General features: G+C 67.1%; 18 protein-coding genes. 9 read left to right on the forward strand and 9 right to left on the reverse strand.

What is annotated here, in order from left to right; all coding sequences use genetic code 11:
- Window positions 1-17 precede the first annotated feature (17 nt).
- Entirely contained in the window at window positions 18-662 is a 645-nt protein-coding gene (locus tag ACFK0J_RS19820) for a TetR/AcrR family transcriptional regulator (protein WP_378742440.1), read from the forward strand.
- Window positions 659-1,243, forward strand: a complete 585-nt coding sequence (locus tag ACFK0J_RS19825; protein WP_378742442.1) for a hypothetical protein — start codon at window positions 659-661, stop codon at window positions 1,241-1,243. Before ACFK0J_RS19820 ends, ACFK0J_RS19825 begins: the two co-directional genes overlap by 4 nt.
- 20 nt (window positions 1,244-1,263) lie before the next feature.
- Here the strand turns inward: ACFK0J_RS19825 and ACFK0J_RS19830 are convergent, their stop codons facing one another.
- Window positions 1,264-2,811, reverse strand: coding sequence for an acyl-CoA carboxylase subunit beta (locus ACFK0J_RS19830; RefSeq protein WP_378742444.1), 1,548 nt, complete (start codon window positions 2,809-2,811; stop codon window positions 1,264-1,266).
- Between the two features lie 535 nt (window positions 2,812-3,346).
- On the opposite strand from ACFK0J_RS19830, the gene ACFK0J_RS19835 reads away from it, so the two are divergent.
- The 4 genes from ACFK0J_RS19835 (at window position 3,347) to ACFK0J_RS19850 (ending at window position 7,468) form a co-directional block, all read left to right on the forward strand.
- Window positions 3,347-4,315 (forward strand): transcriptional regulator, encoded by a 969-nt coding sequence (locus tag ACFK0J_RS19835; protein ID WP_378742446.1) that lies wholly within the window; start codon window positions 3,347-3,349, stop codon window positions 4,313-4,315.
- A gap of 55 nt (window positions 4,316-4,370) precedes the next feature.
- The gene (locus tag ACFK0J_RS19840) at window positions 4,371-5,321 is read left to right on the forward strand and encodes an acyl-ACP desaturase (RefSeq protein WP_378742448.1); all 951 of its coding nucleotides are present in this window, start codon (window positions 4,371-4,373) and stop codon (window positions 5,319-5,321) included.
- Window positions 5,318-6,352, forward strand: a complete 1,035-nt coding sequence (locus tag ACFK0J_RS19845) for an alpha/beta hydrolase (RefSeq protein ID WP_378742450.1) — start codon at window positions 5,318-5,320, stop codon at window positions 6,350-6,352. Before ACFK0J_RS19840 ends, ACFK0J_RS19845 begins: the two co-directional genes overlap by 4 nt.
- A 72-nt stretch (window positions 6,353-6,424) precedes the next feature.
- On the forward strand, window positions 6,425-7,468 hold the full coding sequence (locus tag ACFK0J_RS19850; protein WP_378742452.1) for an LLM class flavin-dependent oxidoreductase: 1,044 nt from the start codon (window positions 6,425-6,427) through the stop codon (window positions 7,466-7,468).
- 7 nt (window positions 7,469-7,475) lie between these two features.
- Here ACFK0J_RS19850 and ACFK0J_RS19855 read toward each other — a convergent pair whose 3' ends face one another.
- Both ACFK0J_RS19855 and ACFK0J_RS19860 read right to left on the reverse strand, forming a co-directional pair.
- Complete coding sequence (locus ACFK0J_RS19855) at window positions 7,476-8,516, reverse strand: fused (3R)-hydroxyacyl-ACP dehydratase subunits HadA/HadB (protein ID WP_378742454.1); 1,041 nt, start codon at window positions 8,514-8,516, stop codon at window positions 7,476-7,478.
- A 44-nt stretch (window positions 8,517-8,560) separates the two neighbouring features.
- Window positions 8,561-9,259: a YdcF family protein gene (locus ACFK0J_RS19860; RefSeq protein ID WP_378742456.1), complete on the reverse strand. Its 699-nt coding sequence runs from the start codon at window positions 9,257-9,259 to the stop codon at window positions 8,561-8,563.
- A 387-nt stretch (window positions 9,260-9,646) separates the two neighbouring features.
- On the opposite strand from ACFK0J_RS19860, the gene ACFK0J_RS19865 reads away from it, so the two are divergent.
- Window positions 9,647-10,807 carry an esterase/lipase family protein gene (locus ACFK0J_RS19865; RefSeq protein WP_378742932.1) on the forward strand — a complete coding sequence of 387 codons (1,161 nt, stop codon included), beginning with the start codon at window positions 9,647-9,649 and terminating at the stop codon, window positions 10,805-10,807.
- Between the two features lie 409 nt (window positions 10,808-11,216).
- A complete protein-coding gene (locus ACFK0J_RS19870) occupies window positions 11,217-12,338 on the forward strand; it encodes an esterase/lipase family protein (RefSeq protein WP_378742458.1) in 1,122 nt (373 codons plus the stop codon).
- Between the two features lie 9 nt (window positions 12,339-12,347).
- Here the strand turns inward: ACFK0J_RS19870 and ACFK0J_RS19875 are convergent, their stop codons facing one another.
- From ACFK0J_RS19875 to ACFK0J_RS19895, 5 genes are all read right to left on the reverse strand, one after another.
- Complete coding sequence (locus tag ACFK0J_RS19875) at window positions 12,348-12,761, reverse strand: hypothetical protein (protein WP_378742460.1); 414 nt, start codon at window positions 12,759-12,761, stop codon at window positions 12,348-12,350.
- A gap of 298 nt (window positions 12,762-13,059) precedes the next feature.
- Window positions 13,060-13,341, reverse strand: a complete 282-nt coding sequence (locus ACFK0J_RS19880) for a response regulator transcription factor (RefSeq protein ID WP_218478023.1) — start codon at window positions 13,339-13,341, stop codon at window positions 13,060-13,062.
- A gap of 126 nt (window positions 13,342-13,467) precedes the next feature.
- Window positions 13,468-14,550, reverse strand: a complete 1,083-nt coding sequence (locus tag ACFK0J_RS19885; RefSeq protein ID WP_378742462.1) for a hypothetical protein — start codon at window positions 14,548-14,550, stop codon at window positions 13,468-13,470.
- Entirely contained in the window at window positions 14,547-15,734 is a 1,188-nt protein-coding gene (locus tag ACFK0J_RS19890) for an ATP-binding protein (RefSeq protein ID WP_378742464.1), read from the reverse strand. Before ACFK0J_RS19890 ends, ACFK0J_RS19885 begins: the two co-directional genes overlap by 4 nt.
- The gene (locus tag ACFK0J_RS19895; RefSeq protein WP_378742934.1) at window positions 15,731-16,426 is read right to left on the reverse strand and encodes a response regulator transcription factor; all 696 of its coding nucleotides are present in this window, start codon (window positions 16,424-16,426) and stop codon (window positions 15,731-15,733) included. The genes ACFK0J_RS19890 and ACFK0J_RS19895 overlap by 4 nt, the downstream gene beginning before the upstream one ends.
- A 610-nt stretch (window positions 16,427-17,036) precedes the next feature.
- Here ACFK0J_RS19895 and ACFK0J_RS19900 point away from each other — a divergent pair.
- A complete protein-coding gene (locus tag ACFK0J_RS19900; RefSeq protein ID WP_378742466.1) occupies window positions 17,037-17,591 on the forward strand; it encodes a hypothetical protein in 555 nt (184 codons plus the stop codon).
- On the opposite strand, the gene ACFK0J_RS19905 is transcribed toward ACFK0J_RS19900, so the two are convergent.
- Window positions 17,576-18,796, reverse strand: a complete 1,221-nt coding sequence (locus ACFK0J_RS19905) for a PucR family transcriptional regulator (protein WP_378742468.1) — start codon at window positions 18,794-18,796, stop codon at window positions 17,576-17,578. The genes ACFK0J_RS19900 and ACFK0J_RS19905 overlap by 16 nt on opposite strands.
- Window positions 18,797-18,890 lie beyond the last annotated feature (94 nt).

Consider the following 18,890-nt stretch of genomic DNA (forward strand, 5'->3'; position numbering starts at 1 on the left):
GGTGGTAAACTGACGGTATGAGCGACGACGGTGTCGATCTCGATGGCCGCCGGCTGCGGACCAGGCGCAGCCGGCAAGCGCTGTCGCGCGCCGCCTTCGATCTGCTCACCGAGCGGGGTTTGGGCGCGGTCGCCGTCGAGGACATCGCGGTGCGGGCCGGAGTCACCCGGCGCACCTTCAGTCGGCATTTCACGTCCATCGCGGACGCCATCCTCGGCGAGGTCGACCAAGACGTCCACCTGTTCAACGCCGCCCTGCGCCGCCGACCGGCGGCGGAACCGCCACTGCTGGCCTATCACAACGCCATCCACGATTGGTTCACCGCCGAATACGGCGGCGAACGAGCCGCTCTACTGGCCCGGCGGTGGGCGCTGTTCCAGCGATTCGAGGACGAACCCGAGCTGTTCGCCGGATATCAGCGCATCCGGCTCGAAGGTCAGCGAGAATCGGTGCGGATCATTGCCGCCCGGCTCGGCGTCGACCCGGCACGCGATCTGCGCCCGGCCACCGCGGTGGCGGTGGGCGCGGGCTTGCTCATCGCGGCCCTGCAGGCCTGGGCCTCGGGTGATGATCCGGACGCCCTGCCCGACCTCATCGAGGGCTACTTCGGCACCCTCGTCGAACTGACCACCGAATTCCGGACCGAGGAGTCACCGTCATGACCACAGAGTCGGTGAATATCTACCGCAGGACCTGCCGCCGCGTCGGGCTGGATCGTAATCCCATGCGCCGCAGGGAAGATCGAGTGCAGACCCTGGTCGCCGCGGCGCTGACGCTGGTCTTCCTGATCGCCGTGCCGGTGCTGGTGATGTCGGTGGGCGCCCGGGTCTATCACACCGAAACCGCTGCGGTGCAAGCGGAAACCGCGAAACTGCAGAAGGTCGAGGCGACGGTGACCGCAACCGGTAAGGCACCGCTGTACGCCCCGATCATGCCCGCCAAGGTGGAGTGGAAAGACGCCGACGGCGTCATCCACACCGACGACTATCATTCGACCACCGTCGTGGAACCCGGTTCGACAGTGACCATTTGGCTGAACGGCGCCGGACGGATCGTCGAACCGCCGTCACCGGACCAGGCGCTCAGCAAGGCGGTGCTGCTCACCTCCGGCGCCCTGTTCGGCGTCGTGCTCGCCCTGGTGGGTTGCTACTTCACGCTTCGTCGCGCCCTCGACCGTCGCCGCCTGCGGCTGTGGGAAATGGAGTGGGCCACAGTGGATCTGCGCTGGGGCAGCCACAGCTGATCGTGCTCGGTGCGCGTCGATCACACCGGCATGAGGCTGTGCTTGCGCGGATTCGACTTCATGGTGTCTTTGTCGCGCAGCAAGCGCAGCGCCTTACGGATCTCCAGCCGGGTCTGTGCCGGCTCGATCACCGCGTCCACATATCCGCGCTCGGCGGCGATCCACGGCGTCGCCATGGTGGCGTTGTAGAAGTCGATCATCTGATCCCGTACCGCGGCACGCTGATCGACGGGGGTGGCCTCGAGCTGCTTACGCCCGATGATGCCGACCATGCTCTCCGCGCCCATCACCGCGATCCGCGCGGTCGGCCAGGCCAGGCTGACATCGGCGCCGAGCTGCTTGCAGCCCATCACCGCGTAACCGCCGCCGTAGGCCTTGCGCGTCACGACCGTCACGATCGGCACGGTCGCCTCGATCACCGCGCGGAAGAAACGACCGCCGCGCTTGATGACGCCATTGCGTTCCTCCTCGATGCCGGGCAGCACACCCGGGGTGTCGACGACGAAGATGACGGGAAGCCCGTAGGCGTCGCAGAGCCGGATGAAATGTGTCGCTTTGTCCGAGCACTGCGCGTCGAGCGCGCCACCGAGCACCTGCGGCTGGTTGGCGACCACGCCGACGCTGCGACCGTCGACCCTGGCGAAACCGGTGATCAGATTCTGCGCGGTACCGGCGGCCATCTCGTGGAAGGCGCCGTCGTCGAAGATCCGGATCAGGATCTCGTGCATGTCGTAGCCGACCTTGTCCGAATCCGGGATGATCGAGTTCAGTTCGAGGTCATGGCTGGTCAGCTCGGGCTCCAGCCCCGGATTCACCACCGGCGGCTGTTCCAGGCAGCTGGTCGGCAAGTAGCTCAGGTAATTTCGCACCCAGTCGAAAGCGGCCTGCTCATCGGGGGCGACATGGTGGACGGTGCCGTTGCGGGCCAGGGCAGCGGCGCCGCCGAGCTCCTCCGCGCTCACGTCCGCGCCGGTCACCGCTTTGGTGACCTCGGGACCGGTGACGAACATGTACGACTTCTCGGTCGCCACCAGCACGTCCATATTGACCGGCGCGTACACCGAACCGGCCGCGCACTTGCCGAGCATGATCGCCACCTGCGGCACGTATCCCGACATGTCACCTTGGCGCCGGCACATCAGCGCGTACCAGGCCAGCGAGGTCACCGCGTCCTGGATACGCGCGCCGCCGGAGTCGTTGATCGCCACCACCGGGCAGGCGTTCTCGTACGCGAACTCCATGGCGGCGGCGACCTTGCGGCCGAACATCTCGCCGACCGAGCCGCCGTGGACGGTCTGGTCGTGCGCGATCACCACGACGGGCCTGCCGTCGATGTAGCCGCGACCGGTAACCACCCCGTCGCCGTACATGGCGCCCGGTTGGGCCGACTGGCGCATCAGCGCGCCGATCTCCACGAAGCTGCCCGGGTCGAGCATTGCGCGCACGCGCTCTCGCGCACTCGGTATGCCCTTGGCCTTGCGTTTCGCGATGCCGGTCTCGCCGGCGGGTTCCTCGGCGAGCTCCAGGATGCCCCGCAGTTCGTCCAGCTTCTCTCGCGTACCGGTCATATCGTGGTGTTGCCCTTCGAACTCTGCAGTGTCGCCGTACGGGGGCGCAGCGCCCGATGGTATCCGTGGTGTGAGCCGCTGCACAGGTGTTCGTCACATGGGATGGGACAGCTCACAGGTTTGCCCGGCACGCTCTCGGTCTATGCGACGCCCCACGCAGCCTGCGAAGGGGCGCGGGGTTTGTGCAACTTACCAGTCGGCGTGCCTCGCGCCGATGACTGGTCCCGAGGATCACGTCGATGCCTATCCGGCCGCCGACGCGCGGCGTTATGGTGACGCCGACGCAGCGCCGGAATGCGCGGTCGGCGCTGCGTCACAAACTATTTGGGGTCGGGGAACTGCGCCGGGGGCATAATTTGTGTGCGCCGAATGCACGGTCGATACCGAAATCATGATCGTTTGGCGGCTGCGCGTAACGAAAATCACTCGGGTGCTTGTGAATTCGCCCAACGAATGGGGCGCCCGCTGATGACTTCCCTGATTCGGTGCAGCGTATCCCGTTTTCATCACGAATCGTCGCTAGTCTTCTTGAGTCATGACGGCTATGCAGGTCAGTTCGAGTACCGAGAGTCTGGCGTCGAAACTTCTCGACTACTTGGCACAGCACGCGGGCGGCGCTCCGATCGGCGATGTCGCGACGACCACCCGGGATTGTGTGGCGGCGGCGGTCGAGTTGCTCGCGCCGCGACCGCCGCAGCGGATAACCGGGCCACCCGAAATCGCGGGCACCGCAACGCGTTGGGCGCGGGAGGGGGTTGCGCTGGAAACCGTGCTCGGCGCCTATCACGACGAAATCCGTTCTGGCCTGGAATTTGTCGCCGAACACAGTGACGGCGAGGCGGTCGCCGGGGCACAGTTGATCCTGCGGGTGCTGGAAATGGTCACGGTCACCGCGTCGACCGCCTATGTGGACGAACATCGCGCGGTGGCCAGGGAGCACCAAACCGCCGCGCAGACCTTGATGTCCGCGCTGCTCGGCGGCCATGCGGTCGGGGAGTTGGCCGCGCAGACCGGAATCGCGATCGCACCGGCATATCAGGTGGTGGCGCTGAGCATTCCGGCCCACCCCGAGGAACGAAGACCGGGCGCGGGCGTCGTGGCGGCCCGGCGCAAACTGCGCCGGGTGCAGGCCGCGCTGGCCGACCCGCTCGGCTCCCGCGCGTTGTCGCTGCTGTCCGCGGCGGGCGGCACCGTGCTGGTGCCGTCCGACATCCGGCCCGCCCGCATCGGCGCCCCGGCGATGACCGCCGACGTGCTCGCCATCTTGAGTGAGGCCGCCGAAGTGCCGCTGACCGCCGTGGTCGCCACCGGCGGCACCGCACGCATCCCCGAACTCGCCGCTCGCACACACGATTTGCTGGACCGTATCCGCGCCGCGGGCAGGTCGCCGGGACTGTATCGCGTGGCCGACCCGGACGAGGCGGTCGGTTGTGATCCGGCCCAGCAGGTCCGGATTCCCATGGTCACCTCGGCCAACGATCATGAAATAGGCCGCTCGGCTTGACGTTTCCTCCCTACTGTCGAATTCGCCGCGCCACCGCCGAGCACAAGGAGTACGTGTGACCACCGCGTTGACCGATCGCGATATTCTGCGCGAACTGGAACCCGTCGCCGAACGTTTGCTCAATGACCATCTGCGCAAAGCGAAGGCGTGGAACCCGCACGATTATGTGCCGTGGGACGACGGCCGCAACTTCGCCGCACTCGGCGGAATCGATTGGGAGCCGGGCCAATCCAAGCTGTCCGAGGTGGCCCGGACCGCTATGGTCACCAACCTGCTCACCGAGGACAATCTGCCGTCCTATCACCGCGAGATCTCGGAGACGTTCTCCCTCGACGGCGCCTGGGGCACCTGGGTCGGCCGCTGGACCGCCGAGGAAAACCGGCATGCCATCGTCATGCGCGACTATTTGGTGGTCACCCGCGCGGTCGACCCGGTGCTGCTGGAACAGGCCCGGATGGCGCATATGACCACGGGCATCGCGAAACCCGAGAAAGGGCAGCAATTCCTGCGTTCGGTCGCCTATGTCACCTTGCAGGAACTGGCCACCAGAATCAGTCACCGGAACACCGGAACCGCATGCGACGAACCCATCGCCGAGCGTATGCTGCAACGGATCGCCGCCGACGAAAACCTGCACATGATCTTCTACCGCAACATCAGCGCAGCGGCCCTCGATCTGCTGCCGAACGCATCGCTGCGGGCCATCACCGACATCGTCACGCGCTTCCAGATGCCGGGCCTCACCCAGCCGAACTTTCGCCGCAACGCGGTGGTGCTCGCCAAACACGGCATCTACGACCTCCGTCAGCACCTGGACGTGGTGGTGCGGCCGGTGCTGCGGGCGTGGAATGTATTCGAGCGCACGGACCTATCCGGCGACGGCGAGCGGGCGCGCGACGAGCTGGGCGCCTACCTCGACGAGTTGGCCGTGAAGGCAACGAGATTCGAAGAGCAGCGAGACCGGGTGGCGGCCAGGCAGGCAGAACGAGCCGCCGTAGCGAGATGAGCATCCGGCGGCCGATCAGCGCGGCGGCGATGGCACTCATCGCCGCGACGGTCGCTGTTCCCGCCGTGGCGGATACGCCCGGCGTACCCAGCGGCCCACCGCCCGCCGTCGACCCGTCGATGACCCGGACCGGCCTCCTCTCGATCGAGAGCGTCGGCGCGCAGCGCGACCACCTGCGGATTTCGTCGGCGGCCATGCGCCGGGTCATCGAGGTCGATGTGTTGCGCGGCACCGGTTCGGCGCCGCGACCGACGCTGTATCTGCTCGACGGCGTCGACGGCGAAGCCACCTCGGGCTGGCTCACGAAGGGCGGTGCCGCGGAGTTCTTCGCGGACAAACCGGTGGACGTGGTACTGCCCAGCGGCGGCACCGGCAGCATGTACAGCGACTGGGTGCGCCACGACACCGCACTCGGGCTCAACCTGTGGGAAACCTTCCTCACCGACGAGCTGCCGCCGATCGTGGAGTCGCTGCTGAAGTCCTCCGGCCGCCGCGCGATCGCCGGGGTCTCGATGGGTGCGCAGGCGTCGATGATGCTGGCCCAGCGCCATCCTGGGCGCTATCACGCCGTGGCGGGCATGAGCGGCTGCTATTCCACCGCGGACCCGCTGGGTCGCGCCGTCACCACGATCACCGTCGCGTCGCGCGGTGGCAATGTCGAAAACCTCTGGGGCCCACCGACTTCACCGGAATGGGCGGCACACGACAGCCTGCTCGGCGCGGCCGCGCTGCGCGGCACCGCGATCTACCTCTCGGCGGCCACCGGCGTGCCGACCGGCGCCGATCTAGTGGCCATCGCACAGTCGCCGACGATCGTCGACGCGCTGCGGCTGGCGGGCGGCGGTGCGGCATTGGAGGCCGGTGCTCGGTCGTGCACCGAGCGGTTCGCCGGTCGGCTGGCCGAGCTGAACATTGCGGCCACCGTCGAATACGGGCCCGAGGGCATGCACACCTGGCCGGACTTCGAGGCGGGGTTGCCGCGGGCCTGGCAGGTGCTGGCACAGGCGCTGGAGCTGCCGTCAGCGAAGTGAGCGAGGACGTCGTCACGGAGTGACCGAAGACGCAGCGCGGAATCACCGGCCGGTCGGCGCGTTGACATTGATATGACCTCGGCACTTCCCTCCGTCCGGTTCTCCATCCTGGACCGGTCCCGCGTCCGGCGCGGTCAGAGCCATCCCGCGGCGTTGCGCGACACCGTCGAGTTCGCTCGCCTTGCCGAGGAATGGGGTTACCACCGCTTCTGGGTATCCGAACACCACAGCGTGCCCGGTGTGGCCGGGTCGGCGCCGACGGTGCTGGCGGCGGCCGCTGCCGCCGCGACCGAACGCATCCGGATCGGCACCGGTGGAGTGATGCTGCCCAATCATCAACCGCTGATCGTGGCCGAACAATTCGGCGTACTGGAATCGCTGTACCCGGGCCGGATCGACATGGGTCTCGGCCGCTCCGTCGGTTTCACCGACGGGGTCCGCCGCGCGCTCGGTCACGACAAACGCGACGCCGAGGACTTCGATGCCCAGCTGACCGAGTTGCTCGACTACTTCGACCACGGCCGAAACGGCGTCCACGGCTGGCCCGCCGAGGGATTGCGGATTCCGGCGTTCCTGCTGGCGACCGGATCGGGTGCCGAGCGGGCCGCGCGCTTCGGGCTGCCGTTGGTGATCGCCGCGGTGGGCGGAGCGGACCGGATGGTCGAAGCGATCGAGCGCTACCGCGCCGGGTTCCAGGTCACGGCCTGGGGCGCTGAACCATATGTCATGGTGTCCGGATCGGTCGTCATCGCCGACACCACCGAGCAGGCGCGCCGGCTGCTGTTGCCGGAGGCGTGGTCGAACGCGTACTCGCGCACCCGCGGCGAATTTCCGACGCTGATCCCGCCGTCCGAGATCGAGGCGCTGACCATGACCGACCGGGAGCGCCGGATCTTCGAGGAATCGCTGCTCGGCCACGTGCACGGCACCGAGGACGAGGTCGCCGACCAGTTGGAGCACCTGGTGAACAGCACGGGTGCCGACGAAATCCTGGTGCACACAAGCACTTACGATCGGGCCGCGCGGCTGGAGTCACACCGCAGGCTGGCCCGGCTCACCGGATTGCTCGGCGCCGCGGAAGCGGGTGCGTCGAATCGGACCGGCGCGGCGGTGTAACCGATAGTCAATCGGCAAGCGGGAAGCGGACTTCCGCGGCAGCGTAACCGAAGAGCTTGCGTCCGTCCGACCGCGCGTCGATCGCGACGGTCGCGCGACGGCGACGCCGATCGAGCGAGGTCACCCGGCCGTGGAATTCGATCGCACTGGTGGTCAGCCGCGGGATCCGCAGAGCGTGGGTGTAGTGCGCGAACTGCGCGCGAAACCTGGTGACGGCAGCCGGATCACCCAGCCAGGGACTCAGAAACGCCGCGGCCAGACCGAGTTTCAGCATGCCCGGAGCGACAACCGACGGCAAACGGCTCGCCATCGCGGCCTGCTCGATGAACAGGGCCGGATCGCCGTCCCCGACCACGCCCGCGTAGTTCACCAGATCGCCGCGAGACAGCCGCACGGTTCGCCGGGGCAGTTCGGTGCCGACCGCGAGTGCGTCGAAATCGACTGTGCTGCGCGGTATCCGGCTCGCACACGGCGGCGCGACCCGGTCGGCCGCCGACGGGACGAGGTTGCCGTGCGGTGGGCCGGACCGGGTGCGGGAGTAGCCGTTCACGGCGGTGCCGCGGACCGTTTCGGCGAGCCGGGGATCGGTCCGGGCGAGCAGCGCGGTCGAACCGGTCTGCACCGTTTCGCCGTGCTGATCGATGAGCACGCTCTTGATCGCCAACACGTCGTAGTCGGCGAAATGTCGGAACGATTCGAAATAGATGTCACAGGTCAGTCGGTCGCCCGCGACCAATGGCCTGCCGATGTCGAGCACCTGATCCGCGTGCAGTATGCGGGTGGGCTGGTAACCGGTGATCAGCGTGTCCAGTATTTCCCGCTGCACCCGGCTCAGGATTATCGAAGAGAAGGTGGCCGGTGCGAGTAGGCCCGGAAAACCGAGCTCGGCGGCCGCATCCTCGCTCCAGTGCGCCGGATGGAAGTCCTGAACGGCCCGGGCGAATTCGCGAATCTTTTCCGGGCCGACTTCATAGGGCGTCGTCGAACGATACCGATGGTCGACCAGTGCCTGGACCTGATCGGATGGATTCACGGCGATGTCGCGCATGGTTGCTCCCGTATTGCTGGTGACCGAAAAGTCCGCGTCGGCCTTTAGTGACCCGGCCCGAATTGCCAAGTGAGCCGCGGCACTTGGTCCGGCGTCACCGTGCCGACCACGTCCACACCGGCGTCGGTGAACGTGCCGACGGCCCGGTCGATATGGTCGGCCGAGGTGACCACCACGGCGTCCCGCGCGCCGATTTCGCGCATGATCCGCGCGGAGTGTTCGGCGTTCTGCACGGTCGAGTCCGCGTCCGGTTCGAGGTGGATCCGCTCGGCCGGAATGCCGTGTCGGAGGAGCCAGTCCGCCATCGCCCGTGCCTCGGTGACGCCGTTGTGCGGATTTCCGCCGGTAACGATGATCGGTGACGCCGGCGCCAGCAGGGCCTGCACAAATCCGGCGTGCAGGCGGTCGATCAGCTCCGGTCGCATAGTTCCGTCGGGCAGTAGGCCGTAGCCGAGCACCACGATCGCGGTCGCCGGACCGCGCAGTGCGGGAAGGGGCTCCGGTTCCGGCGGGACGAGGGTGCGCAGCGCGTCCGGGAGTCGGCCATCGGCCGAGCCGGTGCTGTCGGCGAAGGCGGCGGGCAGGTGGGCGAGGGCGACCGCGACGGCGACCGTGCCGAACAGCGTGCGAACGGTGCTCCTTGCTCGGTACGCGGGGCTGCGAAGGTTCGAAAGGACGGTGACGAACATAGGGATCTCCGGGGTTAGCCATCGGCTCACCACCGACGGCTGGAAAAGATTCACCCATGTTCGTCACTCCGTTGTATTCGCTCCACAATTCGGCTGTTTATCTGTAGACCTCACCGTTCGGCACGGCTGCTGTTCAGTGAAAATCACGTGCGGTTGTGCGTTGCCGGAACAGGCGGTCCGGCGCACTGTGACTATTCCTTACCGGCGTAATTCTCGGCGGCGGACTGTGCCGGTTCCCTAACCGCGACAGCGGCTTTGGTGAGGTGTCCAGACACCGCGTCGATCGATCGGTCGACGGTGCGCCCGGCTTTAGCGTTTGGCGCAGTTTCGGTGCCGTCGACCGGCATACCTCGGCACTGCGACTCGGACTCTGTGCTCGAAGCAGGAAGGCATGCAATGAAACGAAGTACCTCTGGCCGGTCGTCGATCGCGGCGGCGGTGATGATGGGCGTCTCGGTGCTGGTCATGGGCATCGCCGGGGCCGGCGCGAGCGCCGCGCCCCCGGCGGATGCGACTGAGCAGGCCCTCGCCGACTACATCGCAGCGGGCCGGAAGGCGGCGCCGGTCGCCGATTCCGGCAGCGCGTCCGGCTCCGCCTGCAACTCCGGCAGTGGCGCCGGATCAGGCAACGGCTCCGGGAACTGCTACGGCGGTTCCGGCAGCAGCTCCGGGTTGTCCGGCGGATATGCCAGTGACACAGTCGGTTACGGCCCGCCGATGACCTCCTGGCTGGCCGCCTTCGGTCACGGCCTGCTCAACCCCGATGTCGCACCGCCCGGTGCGAACGACTGGAACTGCAAGCCGACCGCCGAGCGCCCGCGCCCGGTGGTGATGCTGCACGGCACCTGGATGAACGCCTACAACGGCTTCGCGTACATGGGTCAGCCGATCAAGGATGCCGGTTTCTGTACCTTCACCTTCAACTACGGTCGGTCCAACCTGGTGCAGGGCGGCGGCCTCGGCTCGGTGCTGCCCGGCGTGATGGGCACCGGCTACATCCAGGACTCCGCCAAGCAGCTGGCGACCTTCGTCGACCGGGTGCTCGCGGCCACCGGCGCCGCCGAGGTGGACATCGTGGCGCACTCGCAGGGCGGCTCGATGGCGAACTGGTACACCAAGTTCGAGGGCGGCGCGGACAAGGTGCAGAACCTGATCACCTATGGCGCCACCCATCACGGCACCTCGTTGGTCGGCATCGGCGCGCTCGGCCGGGCGATCAACAACTTCGGCATCGACATCCTCGGTTTCATCGAGATCTTCGTCGGCCACGCCGGCATCCAGCAGACCGTCGGTTCCGATTTCGTCAACATGCTCAACGCCAACGGCGACACCATCCCCGGCGTCGACTACACCATCGTCGGCACCCGCTACGACGAGATCACCAACCCGTACGACCTGACCTTCCTGCGGCCCGGCCCTGGCGTGTCGGTGCAGAACATCACCCTGCAGGACGATTGCGAACAAGACGTATCCGACCATTTGACGATCATGTACTCGCCGCGTGCCCTGTCCATCGCCCTGCGCGCCATGGACCCGGTCGGTCACCCGAACCTCGAGTGCACCTTCAACCCGTGGCTGATCGGCGGTGGCGGACAGCTGTAAAGAACGTGCACCTCGTCGGACAGGTGAAACCCGCACTCTCCGAGTCTGTCCGACGGATGCACCCCCGCCACGTGACCCGTGCGCACCGAACAGGTTCCCCTCAACCGCTCTCTGTTCGGTGCCCACTCTCCGGCCCGTGGCGAAGTGCCCACCGAGCGGCTGCCGCACACGCCGCCGGTGGGCACTGTGCATTGCCGCTGAATCTGTAGGAGGTTTACCTGGCCTGGACCAGGTTCACCCGCCATTGGCCAACTGTCCATGTCGGCTCCACCCCCTGCTGCTTGCCTGTAGTCCTCACTGTCCGGCACGGGTTTGTTCGGATGAAAGCTTCGCTTTCGAACCTTCCCGCGCCGGACTGTGCCGTTTCCGTGGATCTCGAATGCTGCGCTCGACGCAGGAAGGCGTGTCAATGAAACGAAGGACCTCCAGTCGGCTATCGATCGCGGCCGTGTTGGCCGGTGTCACCGCGCTCGTCATGGGCGTCGCGAGCACCGGTGCGAGCGCCGCACCGGCGGACCAGTCGATCGAGCAAACGATCGCGGACCGCATCGCCGTGAGCGGAAAGGCCACCGCCGTCACCGATTACGGCTTCAGTTCCGGTCTGTCCGGCGGGTTCGCCAGTGACACAGTCGGTTCCGGCCCGCCGATGGCTTCCTGGCTGGCCGCCTTCGGTTACGGCCTGGTCAACCCCGACGCCGCGCCACCCGGCGCGAACGACTGGACCTGCAAGCCGACCGCCGAGCATCCCCGTCCGGTGGTGCTGCTGCACGGCACCTGGATGAACGCCTACAACAGCTTCGCTTTCATGGGCCAGCCGATCAAAGACGCCGGTTTCTGCACCTTCGCCTTCAACTACGGCCGAGCCGACCCCGCGCAGGGCGGTGGTCTCCCGCCGCTGCTGCCCGGTGTGATGGGCACCGGCAATATCGAGGACTCCGCGAAGCAACTGGCCACCTTCGTGGACCGGGTGCTCGCCGCCACCGGCGCGCCCGCCGTCGACATCATCGGCTATTCGCAGGGCGGCGCGATGGCGAACTGGTACACCAAGTTCGAGGGCGGCGCGGACAAGGTGCAAAACCTGATCACCTACGGCGCAACGCATCACGGCTCGACCATCGACGGCATCGCCGCCCTCGGCCGGGTCGTCGACACCATCGGTGTCGACGCCATCGGCGCCAGCTCGATCGTCGTCGGCCATGCCGTCGCCGAACAGACCGTCGGCTCGAACTTCGTCAACCGGCTCAACGCGAACGGCGACACTGTCCCCGGCGTCGACTACACGATTGTCGGCACCCGCTACGACGAAGTCATGACCCCGTACCACCTGAGCTTCCTACACGCGGGCCGCGGCGCCTCGGTGCGAAACATCACCCTGCAGGACGGCTGCGAGCAAGACCTCTCCGACCACCAGACCATGATGTACTCACCCCGCGCCCTCTCCATCGCCCTGCGCGCCATGGACCCCGCCGGTCACCCCAACCTCGACTGCACGTTCAACCCGTGGTTGATCGGCGGCGGTGGGCGGTTGTAACCCTGCTGTTCAGTCGGTGGCGCTCGCGTTACCGCACGACATTTCGGTGGCGATGTCGTGCGCGTCGAGCGCCGCCGAGGTCTTGGTCGCGAGGGACTCGGCCAGCGCCATCTCCGGGCCCCGAGCGGGCTCGGGACCGATTGTCGCGCAGCGGAATTGAGCTGACGCCACGGTGTTGTCCAGCGTGAAGATCACGTCGACCGCGATCTGGCTGTGCACCGCGACGGTGATCGCCGCGATCGCCCGGCGTTCGATCACGTGCTTCAGGTGCACGGTGGCGAGTGCGAGATCGTGCACCTGTGGCGTGCTGATGCCGACGACGTTGCCGTATCGCCACCGGCGCGTGGCCGGCCTGCCCGATTGTCCTGCCGCCTCGTGCACCGCGAGGATGAGCTCGCCGAGAGCCGAGGCCGGAACAGTCACCTCATATAAATGTCGCCGGTTCACGATCGGTGCCCCCACTTTCCGCATCCGGTCGCGATCCTGTCGCACCGGCGACCGAGTTCAGAGTCAAACAATGTCCGAGAAGATCGCGGGCGCAACCGATCCGCACGACGGTGCGTCTTGGCCGAATGCAATGGCCGGTAGTTCGTCCGCGAATTCTGACGATGTCACGATTACGCAACGTTGTCTGTCGGTCGAATGTCCGACAAAGAGACAGTGGGCACCGGCCGAGCGGTCGGCACCCGGCCGCGGCACAACCGAGCGGGCAGGATCGGCGCTACAACTCGTCCAGCACGATCAGCCCGTCTTGCAGAGCCCGAGCCACCAGCGCTGCCTTGGTGTTGGCCGCCCGCCCCGCCGCCGCGTACTTGCCGCGAATACGGGTGATGTGGGTGTTGACCGTACCGATCGACAGGTAGAGCTGTTTTCCGACTTGGGTTTTCGAATCACACTTGACCCAGGCGACGAGCACTTCGCGCTCGCGCGCGGACAAGTGCGGGTCTTGCCACAATCCCATCCGGTTCGGTCGTGATCGGGGGTCCGGAACGATGGAGGTCATCAAAGTTTCCCGCTTCATACAGTGCCATCCGGTTCCGGTACCACACCTCCCCGAAGGTTGCGGACCAATAACCGACGTGCCTAATGAATATATGAGCCGTTGTCGCCCATGGGAATTCCCCAACTCTCAGCCCGTAGGTCTTGGGTCTTGCTTAGCTTCGCGAACTGGTTGCCGGCGATCCAGGTCGGATCGCACCGCGCCGGTCGACTCGACCTCGATCCGCAGTTCTCCGTTGTCGCGCAACAGGATCGCCGCGAGCGTGGTGCGGCCCGGAGGCAGGATGCGGGCGGTGACCGTGCCGCCGTCGGCATAGTCGAGCGCGTCCCGTAAGACGGTGCGCACGAGTTGCCGAAGGTCGGTGTCGACGTCGTCGAGGCCGCCGCTGTCATCGAGCACCACCGTCACACCGCGTTGTCGCGCACTGCGCGCCGCCGCGCCGACCGAGGCGTCGATCATGACGCCGCCGAGAATATCGTCGCGAAGTTCCGCCTCGACGAGTCGGCACTCGGCCTGTTCGTGCGTGGTGAGCGCCCGGCCCGAGGCGATGATCTCCAGCAGCGGGCGCGCGGCGCTGTCGAGCCGGGCGACGCGCTCGTCGCGCTCCTGCTGGGCGGCCTGCGCCGCGGCCTCGGCGGCGGCTCGTTCGGTATCTTGTTGCCGCAGCGCGAGAATCGAATGAGCCATCGGGCGGACCACCCGGGCGAAGAACGTCGCCATCAGCAGCGGAGTGAGGTTGATGAACGAGAATCCCACCCCGGTGAGCAGTCCCTGACCGGTGCCCGCGGTCCACCACGCGCAGACCGCGATCTGCGCGAGCAAGCCCGCCCACGCCCACAGCGCGGCCCCGCGCACGCACAGAAAGTTCAGATACGCGGAGCAGGCCCCGAGAAACCAGATCTGGGTGGAGTTGGCCATCGGGACCGGCAACTGCCAGATGGCCAGCGCGGTCGCGAACGGGGCGGCCGCCGCGGTGGGCACTGCGAAACGGGCGGGCAGCGGATCGCCGGGCGCGAGCAGCATGCTCAGGCCGGCACCGAGGATGACAACCGCGGCCAGGGCGGTGAACCGGATGTCGCGGATCCCGTCGTCGGCGGTCAAGGCCATGGAGCAGATCGCGACGGCGAAAAGCCCGGTCAGCAGCCACGCGGTCGGCGTCCGCATGCCGAGAATGTCACGCACATCGTCCCGGACGGTCGAGGTCGTGGTCATTGCGCCACCCACCCGGTGCTGATCCGGCAGCCACGGCCCGGCGCGGTATCGATATCGGACCAGCCGCCCGGAAGTTCGGCGAGGCGGTCGGTGATGCTGGCGCGCAACCCGATCCGGTCCGGCGGGACGGTGGCGGGATCGAAACCGACACCGTCGTCCACGACATCGACGCGCACGGACGCGGCATCGGCGGTCACCAGCACCTCGCAGTCCGCCTCGCGTCCCCGGGAACCGGCGTGCCGCTGCCAATTACGCAGCGCCTCGCCCACGGCCGCGGCCAGCGCCGCCGCGACATCACTCGGCACCGCCAGCGCGACACCCGCGGCACCCGCGGCCCGCAGCCGCACCGTGTCGTCGACCTCGGCCGCCGCCGCGCGGATGCTGGAGACCACCTGGTCGAGATCGAGGTTGTCCTGCACGGGCAGCCCGGAGCGCAGTCGTTCGAGATCGCGCAGCGTGCTGTCCGCGTGGTGGGTCAGCACGGGCGAGTTGGGCGCACGCGACGCCTCGAGCAAAGTCGCGATGACCCAGTCGTGAGCGAGTGCGTCGAAGCGCCGCCGCTCGAATCGGCGCGCTTCCGCGGCGGCGGCAGTGGTGGCCTTCGCGCGCACCGCGGAGGCGGTTTGATCCAGCGTCCGCCCGACCCGGACCAGCACGACGCAAGCCGCGCAGGGCAGCGCCGAATAGGCCACGGCGAACAGCAATTCCGGCAGCAGTGGATTGTGGGCGTCCGGGCCTCTGGCGTAGGCCGCGTTGAGCTGGCTGAGCGCCGCGGTGACGGCGAGGTAGCCGAATGGCATGCGGCGCCAGAAGATACACAGGGAAAGCGCGGGCAGTCCTGGAATCCACGTGGTCCACAAGGATTCCTCGGGAGTCACCGTGGCGCCGGTACGCGCCACGAGCCAACTGGTCGCCGCGAGGAGGTAGCCGAGCGCGAACGCGAGGACCGCGTAGCGCACCAGGTCGAAGCGCCAGCGCAATGCCGCGCCGATGATGAACACGGTGGGCCCGTAGACCAGGACGAGCGCGACCGGTGTCCACCAAGGGTCCGCCAGCGCCGACTGAGCGAGGGCGATCGGCACGGTGAGGGCCGCATAGAACAGGCCACCGGACCCGACGAAAAGGCAAGCGCCACGGACCAGGCGGGATTCGGCGCTGCGCGGTGGCGCGGCCGTTTCGGTCATCGGGGTTGGGGATCGCCGCCGAGGAAACCGTCCCGCTTCGCCTCGCGGTAGAGGTCCACCCGCGACCGGACCGGACGGCCCGCCTCGGCGTACCGACGGCGGATCCGGCTCAGATAATCGTTGACCGTGTGTTCGGAGAGGCCGAGCTTGTGTGCGACGGAGGCGGCGGTCTCGCCATTCGCGTAGTGCTCCAACACGTCTCGTTGCCGGGGCGGCAGATCGATGTTGGTCAGCGCCGGATCGCTATCGATGGCCGAGGCCCATGCCATGGTCGCGACCTGTCGGCCGGAGGCGGCCGCGCGGATCATCGCGGTGGTGCGTTCGGCCGGGTCGCTTTTCAGCGCGACCCCGAGTACGCCAGCGCGGGCCGCGGAGCGGATGAGGTCGCGCCAATCGCCGGTGGTGTAGACCAGACACGGAATGCCGAGGCTGTGCAGCAGTTCGACATTCGCGCGTGGGCTGGAACCGTCGGGCAGCCGCAGGTCGAGGACGGCCAGATCCAATTCCGTTGTCCGGTCCAGCAGCGCGGGGACGGTCGGCGCGATCGCGACGACGGTCAGGTCGGGCTGATCGGACAGGATCGCGGCCAGACCGACCGCGACCGCTTGGTGGTCCTCGACGATACCGATTCGGCGCACCGTTCCTGGCGTCGCATAGTCACCGGGCAGATCGGTGACGGCGACTCCCGCCATTGTGAGCAGCCGGCGGATCACCATGAATGGAATTAAAGCACTCGATAACCGACGTGCCAAGAGAACCTGTTCTGATATTCGGGGTAGCACCGTGTGTCATCGGAATCGAATAGTGGTGGGCGGGCAGGACGAGATTTTATTCTTACATCGTAAGCTGATTTCGACCGGTCGGTTCGGCGACCGGGCTGCCGAATGTGCTTGTGGCAGTGGGGATCAGCGTCAGTTCCTGGACGGTGGTGGTAGCCGTATTATGTGTGCGCGGATTCGTGCAGGTAATTGCGCATTTGTGCGTGAAATGCGCTCGAGGTCGTCGTTATCGAGCCGGTTGAGGTATTGCGTGATATTTCCTCAAATTACCCGTTTTTACAGTCGGCGATCGCCGGTCGAGGCCGCTTCAGCGGCGCGTCGACCAGGATCACGCAGGCGACGCCGGGTCCGGTACCGGGATGTCGAGTGTTCGGTGGACAGACATCGGTCGCCGCCGCCACGAAACTCAGTAGGTGCCGCCACCGGACTCCGGGCGCGCGTCGGATAACCACACCGGACAACTGAAGAGATTGCTGGACAACACGTTTCAGATCTTGCAGAGCGAATCAGGGGCATTTGAGTGATGAGCATCTTCACAGAGTGGCGGCGGCCGAGCGCGGGGTCCGAACGGGTCACACTGGCGGACCCGCGCGACGAAGGCAACCCCAAACAGCGGGCTTTCCGCGGGCTCGACCGAGCCGGGCTCAGTATATTGATCTACGGCCCCGGCGACATTCTGCGTTGTTTCGCTGCCCTCAGCGCGGCGGCACCGGTTTTCCGCTCGGCCGAGTTACGGGCGGAGTCGCCCTACCTGGGCCGGTTCCCCGGCAAGAGTGACATCACGTGGATGGCATTGAACGGCCCGGCGGGGTCCGCGATCTCCGTGCAATGTTTCCCACAGTGCGACATCGACTTCGTCACCACGCAGATCGCAGTGCGGGTGAGCGGACCGAACGGTGTGCTGGCGCCGCCCTGGCAGTTCGGCATCGGGACAGTGGGCGCGCGGGTGCCCGCCGGGTTCGCGGATATCTTCGGCCCCGCCGACGCGGTGCCCCTCGGCGTCCTTCCCGGTCTGGCGCCGCTGCCCGTTTCGGCGCCACGACCGCAGGATGCTGCCGGACGTCAGGTCGTGCGATAGCTGCGCGCGACGAGGGCCGAGCGCAGGTACCAGAGGCCGGAGGGCTGGGATGGGTCGAAGCCGGTGAGTTGGCCGATGCGCTTGAGGCGGTAGTCGACGGTGTTGGTGTGCACGTGCAGGACTCGGGCGGTGCGCTGGCGGTTGAGGTTGTTGCCGATGTGGCGTTGCAGGGTTTCCAGCAGTTCCGGGTGCTCGTCGAGGGGGTCGAGCAGCTGACCGAGGTATTCGCGGCCGGGGCCGGGCCGGGTGAGTTGATATTCGAGTGCGAGTTCGTCGAAGCGGTACAGACCGGCCACCGCCTCCAGGCGCTGCACCATATCGAGCAGTTCGTGGGCTTGGTCGGCGGCATTGGGGATCTGTTCGGGGGTGGCCTCGACCATGGTGGCGGTGATGCCGACCTGCGCCGCACGGGAGAGCTGGGTGACGAGGGTTTCGAGGCCCGCGTTGTCGAACTTGGTCGACGGGATCAGTACCGTGCCGCCGTCGACGCTGAGCAGTGACAGGGCGCTGTCACCGCATCGCGTCGCGAGTTCGGCCTGCACCCGTCTCAGCTTGCGACGCGCGACGACCTGGCTGTCGAGCATCGGGTTGTGTTCCTCCCGATGCGGTGGGATCGCCACGGCGAGAACGGCATACGACGCCGCGATGGCAATGCCGCACTCACGCGCCATGGTGGAGGTGCTGTGCCCGCCGAGTAGCGCGGAGGTCAGCGTGTGCACGGCCGTGTGGTGTTCACTGACCACCGCCCGCAGTTCCCGGACGTAGGCGACGGAGATCGCCGAGCTGATCATGTCCAGCATTTCCAGCACCATCTTGGCGCCGTCGACCAGGCTGTCGTAATCCTTGATGGAGGCGTCGGAGATCACGAGATCCAGCCCCATCTTGAAGCCCTCGTGGATGGAGTGGTGAATCGTGTCGATCGGCACGCCCTCGCGCGCCCAGCTCGCGGCGGCGTCCTGGAGGCGCTGCAGCTTCTCCGGAATGTCCTGGCCGTCGAGCATGCTCACCGCGAACTCGAGGCACACCCGGGTGATGGTGGTGACGTCGCCGGAGATCGCGTCGGCGGGCAATGTGCCACAGGGGATGATGTTTTCGACGAAGTGCCCGACCATCTGACGGGATAGCGTGCGGACGTCCTTGAGCGGAGACGACATCGGTTTGCCTGCGAGAGTCAGGCTTTGCCGTGCCGAGTTGTCGATCGACATTGACGACTCCTTCCGCCCCCGGGATCTAGCTGTGCGGCGCATTCACACTAATCGTTTCCTGCTGGTAAGGGAACGATTCGGGATGTTCTGTGCA

This window comes from Nocardia brasiliensis (genome assembly GCF_042691675.1).
GTDB lineage: Bacteria > Actinomycetota > Actinomycetes > Mycobacteriales > Mycobacteriaceae > Nocardia > Nocardia brasiliensis_D.

Excerpts from the sequence above, each read along its gene's own strand:
- ACFK0J_RS19870 (WP_378742458.1), top strand. The coding sequence starts at position 11,217 with ATGAAACGAAGGACCTCCAGTCGGCTATCGATCGCGGCCGTGTTGGCC.
- ACFK0J_RS19850 (WP_378742452.1), top strand. The coding sequence starts at position 6,425 with ATGACCTCGGCACTTCCCTCCGTCCGGTTCTCCATCCTGGACCGGTCC.
- ACFK0J_RS19865 (WP_378742932.1), top strand. The coding sequence starts at position 9,647 with ATGATGGGCGTCTCGGTGCTGGTCATGGGCATCGCCGGGGCCGGCGCG.
- ACFK0J_RS19895 (WP_378742934.1), bottom strand. The coding sequence starts at position 16,426 with ATGGCGGGAGTCGCCGTCACCGATCTGCCCGGTGACTATGCGACGCCA.
- ACFK0J_RS19830 (WP_378742444.1), bottom strand. The coding sequence starts at position 2,811 with ATGACCGGTACGCGAGAGAAGCTGGACGAACTGCGGGGCATCCTGGAG.
- ACFK0J_RS19845 (WP_378742450.1), top strand. The coding sequence starts at position 5,318 with ATGAGCATCCGGCGGCCGATCAGCGCGGCGGCGATGGCACTCATCGCC.
- ACFK0J_RS19820 (WP_378742440.1), top strand. The coding sequence starts at position 18 with ATGAGCGACGACGGTGTCGATCTCGATGGCCGCCGGCTGCGGACCAGG.
- ACFK0J_RS19855 (WP_378742454.1), bottom strand. The coding sequence starts at position 8,516 with ATGCGCGACATCGCCGTGAATCCATCCGATCAGGTCCAGGCACTGGTC.
- ACFK0J_RS19890 (WP_378742464.1), bottom strand. The coding sequence starts at position 15,734 with ATGACCGAAACGGCCGCGCCACCGCGCAGCGCCGAATCCCGCCTGGTC.
- ACFK0J_RS19905 (WP_378742468.1), bottom strand. The coding sequence starts at position 18,796 with ATGTCGATCGACAACTCGGCACGGCAAAGCCTGACTCTCGCAGGCAAA.
- ACFK0J_RS19900 (WP_378742466.1), top strand. The coding sequence starts at position 17,037 with ATGAGCATCTTCACAGAGTGGCGGCGGCCGAGCGCGGGGTCCGAACGG.
- ACFK0J_RS19880 (WP_218478023.1), bottom strand. The coding sequence starts at position 13,341 with ATGACCTCCATCGTTCCGGACCCCCGATCACGACCGAACCGGATGGGA.
- ACFK0J_RS19825 (WP_378742442.1), top strand. The coding sequence starts at position 659 with ATGACCACAGAGTCGGTGAATATCTACCGCAGGACCTGCCGCCGCGTC.
- ACFK0J_RS19835 (WP_378742446.1), top strand. The coding sequence starts at position 3,347 with ATGACGGCTATGCAGGTCAGTTCGAGTACCGAGAGTCTGGCGTCGAAA.
- ACFK0J_RS19885 (WP_378742462.1), bottom strand. The coding sequence starts at position 14,550 with ATGACCACGACCTCGACCGTCCGGGACGATGTGCGTGACATTCTCGGC.